The sequence below is a fragment of the Gemmiger qucibialis genome (assembly GCF_027689445.1).
GTDB classification, from domain to species: Bacteria; Bacillota; Clostridia; order Oscillospirales; family Ruminococcaceae; genus Gemmiger; species Gemmiger qucibialis.
In genome coordinates this window covers 96,198-105,344 of the sequence record NZ_JAQFEN010000008.1, presented here as the reverse complement: position 1 = coordinate 105,344, position 9,147 = coordinate 96,198, and the positions used below count along the sequence as shown (strand labels likewise).

5 protein-coding genes are annotated in these 9,147 nt (G+C 56.4%); 3 read left to right on the top strand and 2 right to left on the bottom strand.

Annotated features, from left to right (window positions below):
• Window positions 1–610 precede the first annotated feature (610 nt).
• Both PG062_RS11855 and PG062_RS11850 read right to left on the bottom strand, forming a co-directional pair.
• On the bottom strand, window positions 611–2,596 hold the full coding sequence (locus PG062_RS11855) for a PTS fructose transporter subunit IIABC (RefSeq protein WP_270752443.1): 1,986 nt from the start codon (window positions 2,594–2,596) through the stop codon (window positions 611–613).
• Between the two features lie 263 nt (window positions 2,597–2,859).
• Window positions 2,860–3,972, bottom strand: a complete 1,113-nt coding sequence (locus tag PG062_RS11850) for an ABC transporter ATP-binding protein (protein WP_114000454.1) — start codon at window positions 3,970–3,972, stop codon at window positions 2,860–2,862.
• Window positions 3,973–4,102: 130 nt separating this feature from the next.
• On the opposite strand from PG062_RS11850, the gene PG062_RS11845 reads away from it, so the two are divergent.
• The 3 genes from PG062_RS11845 to PG062_RS11835 all read left to right on the top strand — a co-directional run bounded on the left by PG062_RS11845 (window position 4,103) and on the right by PG062_RS11835 (window position 9,102).
• Window positions 4,103–4,903, top strand: coding sequence for a helix-turn-helix domain-containing protein (locus PG062_RS11845; RefSeq protein ID WP_270752442.1), 801 nt, complete (start codon window positions 4,103–4,105; stop codon window positions 4,901–4,903).
• Window positions 4,904–5,441: 538 nt separating this feature from the next.
• Window positions 5,442–7,226, top strand: a complete 1,785-nt coding sequence (locus PG062_RS11840) for an ABC transporter ATP-binding protein (RefSeq protein WP_270752441.1) — start codon at window positions 5,442–5,444, stop codon at window positions 7,224–7,226.
• Window positions 7,219–9,102, top strand: coding sequence for an ABC transporter ATP-binding protein (locus tag PG062_RS11835; RefSeq protein ID WP_270752440.1), 1,884 nt, complete (start codon window positions 7,219–7,221; stop codon window positions 9,100–9,102). Before PG062_RS11840 ends, PG062_RS11835 begins: the two co-directional genes overlap by 8 nt.
• The last annotated feature ends 45 nt before the right edge of the window (window positions 9,103–9,147 follow it).

Here is a 9,147-nt window from a genome sequence, read left to right as displayed (position 1 = left end):
TGATATGCCCCCTATATAGCGAACAGTGAAATAAAACACTGAAGGCTATATAGGGGGCATATCAGTCAGGCTTTTGTGCAAATTTTTATTTGCCTGTCGGCTGTCGTGTATTGCTTGAGCAGCGCCCAAAAGCCTTTTTCTAAGGCAATACCGCATAATTCCCGCCTTGCGGCTTAAGCACCGCTCCGGCAGCTGCGGCACGGCATCTGCGTTGCCAAAATACTCGATAATGTCGGGTTGCGGTACCCGCATCGTGCTTCGGGGGCAAAAGCCCCTCGCACTCTGCGACCGCTGCCCTTGCTTCGGTTCGCTGTTTCCGCCACTGGCGGCGCTCACCTTTGCAGCATCCAGTATTATCTGCGCTTTTGGCTTGGCATCTGCCGCACCTCGCTCGCCGTATCGGCACTTAGAATTGTGCGGTGTTGCCTTAAATCTTTTGAGGATATAATATAGTAGAATGATATGCCCCCTATATAGCGAACAGTGAAATAAAACACTGAAGGCTATATAGGGGGCATATCAGTCAGGCTTTTGTGCAAATTTTTATTTGCCTATCGGCTGTCGTGTATTGCTTGAGCAGCGCCCAAAAGCCTTTTTCTAAATCATCAGGTCAATTTGTTGGCTGTTCCTCATCCTTAGGCGGGTATTTTCTGCGTAAAACCGCAAGGGTCACCGCCGTCAACAGGCTGCCCATCAGTAAGGCAAGCAGATACCGGAACGGATGCGGGTTCAGCGGCAGCAAGAACATGCCGCCGTGCGGGGCCGGTACGGCACAACCGAACAGCATGGACAGCGCCGCCGCCAGGGATGCACCCGCCATGCAGGAGGGAATGACATGCAGCGGATCCCGCAGCACAAAGGGGACGACCCCCTCGGTGATAAAGCAGGCCCCCATCAGGTAATCCGTCATCGCGGTGTGGCGTTCTTTGGTGGTAAAACGCTCCGGGAACAGGGTTCCCGCCAGAGCAACGCCCAGCGGCGGCACCATGCCGCCCGCCATAACGGCAGCCATAAATTCTTCCTGGCCGCCGGCCAGGGCAACCGTGCCAAACAGATACGCCGCTTTATTGATCGGCCCGCCAAAGTCAACGGCCATCAAAGCCCCCAGCACCGCGGCCATCACCACGCGGCTGCCGCCCTGCATACTGGCCAACAGCTGGTATATCCAGGTATTAAACCGTCCAAGCGGCGCATTGACGAGGAATACCATCATAAAGCCGACCACGGCCAGGCTGGCCACCGGATATAGCAGTACTGTTTTGATATGCACCAATGCCGATGGCAGCCGCTTGAATGCCGTCCGCAGCAGTTTTACCACAAGGCCTGCCGCAAAGCCCGCAATCATAGCGCCCCAAAAGCCGGAGGACACCCATTCCGCCTGCGGTGCCAGCGAGGTTCCCTGGATGGCCAGCATACCGCCCGCCATACCGGCCACCAATGCGGGCAGATCCCCCACCGACATGGCAATGAACCCGGCCAGCACAACGTACATCAGATTAAATGAGGTATTACCAATCGTGCGCACCAGCATGGCAAGGGACGTTCCCCGCCCGAACATTTCTGCGCCCGCATTACCGCGGTCCAAAAAGTAGCTTAACGCAATCAATATACCGCCACCGGTGATAAAGGGAATCATGTGGGAAACGCCGTTCATCAGGTCGGTGTAAAGCTTGCGCCCAAATTCCTGCGGGGCGGCAGCACCATCTTTTGCGCTGCCTGCTTTACGGTTGCCCCCCATGCCCGGCACACTTTCATCCTCCGGTTCCAGTGGAGCTGTGCCGGACAGCGCGCGGTGCAGCAGCATTTCCGGGTCTTTCAAGGCCTGGGAAACGGGCACGCGAAGCACCGGTTTGCCCGCAAAGCGGGTGGTCTCCACGGCTTTATCCGCCGCCACAATGATGCACTCTGCGTTTTCAATTTCCTGTTCGGTCAGGTGGTTTTTCACCCCGTCTGCACCGTTGGTTTCCACCTTGATGGCAATATGCATTTCTGCCGCTTCGGCTTCCAGCGCTTCGGCCGCCATATAGGTGTGGGCAATGCCGGTGGGGCATGCCGTTACAGCCAGCACGCGGGGGGCAAGCCGCGGTTCGGTCAGCGCAGCTTCGGCCACTGCCTCAGCGCGGGCCTCGCGGGCGGTCTCGCCCTGTTCCCGCTTAGCGATCACCGCCAGAAATTCTTCCGGGGTTGCTGCTTGCTTCAATTCCTCACAGAACAGCGGTTCCATCAGCAGCTGAGCCAGCCGCGCCAACACCTGGATATGCAGGTCATTTGCACCATCCGGAGCTGCGATCAAAAACAGCAGCCGTACCGGGGCACCATCCAGTGCCTGGTAGTCGATCGCCTCCCGCAGCGTTACTGCCGCCAGCGCGGGCACCAGCACCGCGTTGCTTTTGCCGTGGGGAATGGCCACCCCGCCGCCAACGCCGGTCGTGCCCTGGGCTTCCCGTTCCAGCACATTTTTTTCGTATTCGACTGCATCCCGCAGGCATCCGGTGCGGTCCAGCATGCCCACCATTGCGTGGATGGCCATGGCCTTATCCGCCACCTGCATATTCAGTGCAACGCGTTCCGGCACCAGTAGATCTGTGATCTGCATTGGTCGGCTGTCCCCCTTTGCTTCAAACATCCTATTCTGGGGCGAGCCCGAAAAGCCGAAAATACAGCCTGTTTTTACAAACACAACCGCCATTCTCTTTGTTTTCAGGCACACCCCTCGGCAGGGCTTTCCCCTGCCCATTTGCTCTTACACCCGCTGCACTGCCTCTGTGCAGCGCTTGCGCAATTGTTTGCGCTTTTGCTTTAACAAAAGGCGGCTCCGCACAAGAGCGGAGCCGCCTAAAAAGTTCAAATTACTGTTGATTAGTTCAGCAGGGTCAGCTCGGTCTCAGGATCGAACAGGTGGATCTTATGCGTATCCATAGCCATGGTGACCTTGTCGCCGCGGCGGGACTTGGAGGTCGGGGCAACGCGAGCCATCAGGTTCTGGCCCTTGTAGGTCAGGTACAGATAGATCTCAGCGCCCATCAGCTCGGAAACTTCAACCTCAGTATCGATATGGCTGGAAGGATGCTTCTCCAGGAACTCTTCGTCATCCTTCATATCCTCAGGACGGATACCAACCTTCAGGCTCTTGCCAACGTAAGCGGCCAGTTTGCCATCGGCGGTCTTTTCCTGCGGCAGGGGGATCACGGTGCCGTCCAGATCGACGACATAGGTATCGCCATTCTTCTGCAGGGTGCCGTCCAGGAAGTTCATCTGGGGGCTGCCGATGAAGCCGGCAACGAAGATGTTGCAGGGGTAATCGTACAGGTTCTGCGGAGTATCGACCTGCTGGATGACGCCATCACGCATAACAACGATGCGGTCGCCCATGGTCATAGCTTCGGTCTGGTCATGGGTAACATAGATGAAGGTGGTAGCCAGCTTCTTGTGCAGCTTGATGATCTCGGTACGCATGCTGGTACGCAGCTTAGCATCCAAGTTGGACAGAGGCTCGTCAAGCAGGAAGACGGCCGGGTTACGAACCATTGCGCGGCCCAGAGCAACACGCTGGCGCTGACCACCGGACAGAGCCTTCGGCTTACGGTCAAGCAGGTGCTCGATTTCCAGGATCTTAGCAGCTTCACGAACGCGCTTGTCGATGTCGTCCTTGGGCATCTTGCGCAGTTCCAGGCCGAATGCCATGTTCTTGTACACGGTCATGTGCGGGTACAGAGCGTAGTTCTGGAACACCATGGCGATGTCGCGGTCTTTCGGGGGAACATCGTTGATCAGGCGGTCACCGATGTACATTTCGCCCTTGGAGATTTCTTCCAGACCTGCGATCATACGCAGGGTGGTGGACTTACCGCAGCCGGAAGGACCGACGAAAACGATAAATTCCTTATCAGCGATTTCCAGGTTGAAATCCTTAACGGCAGTAACATTGCCCGGATAGATTTTGTAAATATGACGGCAACTAATGCTGGCCATGGGTCATTACCTCCAAATTGGTTTTTATGATTTTATTGATACGCTCAGCACGTATTTTTCTTGACAAATCTATAATAGCAGGGTACGATTGAAAAAGATATAGCACTTTATTGATATTGGAGGTCAGAAATTGATATTTGATCCAACCACCTGCTGCGCCTGCGCCGCAGTGCAGGAACTGCAGGGCGAAGCGCCGCTTACCCTTTCCGGCGAGGGCCTTTGGGCAGGGGTACTTTCCAGCGGGCAGTGCGTGCTGGAATGCCCCGGCAGCCAGAGCGCGGCGGGCTCCTCCGGCGATTTTTTGCTGGGCTTTGGCACCTTCACGCTGCGGCCCGTTACCCCCTGCCATCTGCTGTGCGTGCGGCTGACCGGGCTGGCCGTGCAGCAGTTTTTGGCCGGGCTGCCGCAGCCGCGCTTTGCGGATGGGGCTTCCTGCCCCAGTGCAGCGGAGCTGCTGGCCCGCGTGTGCGGTGCCGGGAATGCCGACGATGCCGCCAGCGCCGCCGCCCCCTACACCCTGCTGTGCGCCCTTGTCCACGGGGACGAGGAATCCCGCCGTCTTTCGCCGTTGGTAGCCCGCGCGGTGGAAGCCATCCGCGATAACTACATGGCCCTGTACGGCGTGGAAGAGCTCAGCGCCCAGCTTGGGGTCAGCAAGTGCCACCTTGTGCGGGTCTTTTCTTCCGAGATGGGCATGCCGCCGGGCCGCTTTTTGACCAGCGTGCGCATTGAAGCTGCCAAACTGCTGCTGGCCGAGCGGGAGTACAGCCTGGAAATGATCGCCGGGCTGTGCGGTTTTTCCGGTGCCAACTACCTGTGCCGCGTGTTTAAGCGGGAAACGGGTTTAAGTCCCGCCGCCTGGCGTGAAACCGCCGCCCACAAAGCCGTGGTGCAAAAGCTGCCCGCCCGCAACAACGAAATCTATGTGTAAAAGCAGTTCATTTTGTATCCTTATGGCAATACCGCGCAATTCTAAGTGCCGATACGGCGAGCGAGGTGCGGCAGATGCCAAGCCAAAAGCGCAGATAATACTGGATGCTGCAAAGGTGAGCGCCGCCAGTGGCGGAAACAGCGAACCGAAGCAGGGGCAGCGGTCGCAGAGGGCGAGGGGCTTTTGCCCCCGAAGCACGATGCGGGTACCGCAACCCGACATTATCGAGCATTTTGGCAACGCAGATGCCGTGCCGCAGCTGCCGGAGCGGTGCTTAAGCCGCAAGGCGGGAATTGTGCGGTGTTGCCTTATATAAAGAAGAAACATTTGTGTATCCAGAAACAACCTATTTCCTATCGAGACCGTAGGGGCTATGCTTCATAATAAAAGACGCTTCCCCCCTGTTCGGCTGTATTCCCCACTTTTTCGCGTTTTGCGTTGACTCAACCGTTCCCGTCCTATATACTGAAAGATACGGCACTTTTGCCGCCGACCGGGCTGCCCGGCTGTATTCCTGCAAGGAAAAGGAGGAAATGCCGTGATTTTCGGCAAGTACATCAACCGTTATTACCTCAAAAATGCGCCCGTGCTGCTGCTTGGGCTGCTGGCCCTTTTAATGGTTGACTATATCCAGCTGTTGATCCCCCAGTTTTACCGTCTGGTCATCAACGGGGTCAACCTGGGGCAGGTGGTCGTAAACGGCCAGCCCCTGCCCTTTACCAAAGAGGTTTTGCTGCAGCACATCTGCCTGCCCATGATCTGGATCGTGGTGCTCATGGTCATTGGGCGCTTTTTGTGGCGTATCTGCTTTTTCGGCTCCGCTGTGCGGGTTGCTGCCAACCTGCGCGAGCGGATGTTTGACCACAGCCGCCAGCTTTCGCAGCAGTATTACCAGGTTAACAAGGTCGGCAACCTGATGAGCCTTTACACCAATGATATTGATACCATCCAGGAATGTTTTGGTGATGGTATCCTGATGTTCTTTGACGCTTTGGTTCTCGGCCTGATGGCCCTGTACAAAATGTGGCGCATGGATTATAAGCTCACCCTGCTGGCTTTGATCCCTGCCCTCATCATGTTCGGCATCGGCACCGTCATGGGCACCGCCATGACCAAGCGCTGGGAAGAACGCCAACAGGCATTCTCCGATCTTTCAGACTTTGCACAGGAGAATTTCTCCGGCATTGCCGTTATCAAGGCGTTTGTCAAAGAGCTGAAAGAGCTCATGGCGTTCCGCAAGCTGAACAAACAGAACGAGGAGATCAACGTCATCTACACCAAAATTGCCACCCTGCTGGAAGTGCTCGTGACCCTGTTTGTCGAATCCGTCATCTGTGTCATCCTGGGGTATGGCGGTTATCTGGTCTACCAGGGCCGGTTCAACGCGGGCCAGCTGGTAGAGTACATCGGCTATTTTGAGGCCATCGTCTGGCCCATCATGGCAATTTCCATGCTGATCGAAAAGACCTCCCGCGGCAAGGCTTCCCTGAACCGCATCACCGAGCTGCTGAACGCCCCCATTGATGTGGCCGACCGCCCCGGCGTGCAGGAGCTGCAGAACCCGCAGGGCAGTGTGGAATTCCGCCACCTGACCTTCCGCTACCCGGACGGCGAATACGATGTGCTGCAGGATATCTCCTTCACCATCTACCCCGGCGAAAGCGTGGGCATTGTGGGCAAGACCGGCGCGGGCAAAACGGCGCTGGTGGACCTGCTGCTGCGCACCTACAACGTGCCGGACGGCACCCTGTTCGTGGACGGCAAGGACGTGAACACCCTGTCCATCCATTCTGTGCGCGCTGCCTGCGCCTATGTTCCACAGGACAACTTCCTCTTCTCGGATACCATCGCCCACAACATCGGCTTTGGTGTGGACGATGCCTCCCCCGAAATGATCGACCACGCCGCCAGCCTGGCCGATGTGCGGGACAACATCGTGGACTTTAAGGATGGTTACGAAACCGTTCTGGGTGAGCGCGGCGTGACCGTTTCCGGCGGCCAGAAGCAGCGCATCTCCATTGCACGCGCCCTGCTGAAAGACGCCCCCATCCTGATTCTGGATGACTCTGTTTCCGCTGTGGACACCCGCACCGAAAAAATCATTCTGGACAACCTGAAATCCAGCCGCGCCAACAAGACCACCCTGCTGATTGCCCACCGCATTTCCACGGTGGAGCGGCTGGACAAGATCATCTTCCTGGATGATGGCAAGATTGAGGCCGTCGGCCCCCACAATGAGCTGTACACCAGCTGCCCCAAGTACCGCCGCATGGTGGACCTGCAGCGGCTGGAAGATGAAGCCGGAGGTGATGACAATGCTTAATATAAACCCGCTTTTGCTGGTTGGCGGCGTCATCGGTGCCGTTACGGCGCTGCTGATTTTTGCTTACGCTTCGGTCAAAGATAAAAAGACCGCCATGGGTTTTGAGCGCACCATGGCAGACGGCGAGATTCTGCGCCGCCTGTTCGCCTATGCCAAACCGTACTGGGCCAAGTTTCTTCTGGTTCTCTTCCTGATGCTCTTCTCCATCGCTTACGACATTATCTCTCCCCTAATCGTCGGTGCGATCGAAGAACTTGTCGCCGCCGATTTTGCCCTCAGCCGCCTGTTCGCTTCGGTCGCGGTCTATGCGGGGATTCTGGTGTTCTCGATGGCAAGCACCTATTTTCAGGCGGTCATTCTGCAGCGGGTCGGCCAGCGCATCATCTCCGATCTGCGCGAGGATCTGTTCACCCACATTGAGTCCCTCTCCCACGAGCAGCTCAACGAGATCCCGGTTGGCAAGCTTGTTACCCGCGTTACCAACGATACCAACGCCATTTCCATGATGTTCACCAACCTTTTGGTGAACCTGACTAAAAATGCGTTCGTCATTTTGGGCATTCTGGTGGCCATGCTCTGCCTGAACTATGCACTGACCCTGATGGTGCTCTGCTTTGTTCCCTTCATCGTCATCTTCACTGTCATCTTCCGCAAGTTTTCCCGCCGGGCCTACCGTAAGGTCAAGGATGCCACCACTGACATCAACACCTATCTTTCGGAGAACCTTTCCGGTATCAAGGTCACCCAGATTTTTGGCCGCGAGGACGAAAAGATGGCGGAGTTCTACCAAAAAAGCCAGACCCTTTCCAAGGTCACGCAGGAACAGATTTTTGTGTTCGGCGTATTCCGCCCGCTGGTCTACATGCTGTACATCAGCTCTATTTTGTGCCTGTTCTACCTGGGCGGCATGGGCCACCTGAACAATGTTTCTTTCCTGGGGCAGACCATCACCGGCGGCACCATCGTCACCTTCTACATGTACATTTCCAAGTTCTTTACCCCCATCCAGAACCTGGCCGAGCAGTTCAACTGGCTGCAATCCGCGCTGGCCTCGTCGGAAAAAGTCTTTTCTATTATGGACATTCAGCCCAAGCTGGTGGATGTCCCCGACGCCATTGAGCTGACCGATGTAAAAGGCGAAATTGAGTTCCGCGATGTCTGGTTCAGCTATATTCCCGGCGAATGGGTGCTGCAGGGCGTTTCGTTCCATGTTTCCCCGCGGGAAACCGTGGCTTTTGTCGGTTCCACCGGCTCCGGCAAAAGCACCATCCTGTCCCTCATCTGCCGCAATTACGAGTTCCAGAAGGGCGAAATTCTGATTGACGGCATCGACATCCGCAAAATCAAAATTTCTTCCCTCCGCCGCCATTTTGGACAAATGCTGCAGGATGTTTTCCTCTTTTCCGGCACCATCCGCAGCAACATTGTCCTGCGGGAGGATAACATCTCGGACGAAGAGATCATGCAGGTCTGCCGCTATGTCAACGCTGACCACTTCATCAACAAGCTGGACCACGGCCTGGATGAGGAAGTGCGCGAGCGCGGCAACAACTTCTCCGCCGGTCAGCGCCAGCTGCTCAGCTTTGCCCGCACGATCATCCACAAGCCCAGCGTGATGATTCTGGACGAAGCAACCGCCAACATTGATACCGAAACCGAGCTTTTGATTCAGGATTCTCTGGAAAAAATGCGCACCGTCGGCACCATGCTGATCGTTGCCCACCGCCTTTCCACCATCCAGCACGCGGACAACATCATCGTGCTGTCCCACGGCAAAATTCTGGAGCAGGGCAGCCACCAGGAGCTGCTGGCCCGTCATGGGCGGTACTATCAGCTGTACACCCTGCAATACCACAAAGAACAGCTCAGTTCCTGATTTTATCTTCCATAACAGCAGTGCCCCCTGCAGCAATGCAAAGCT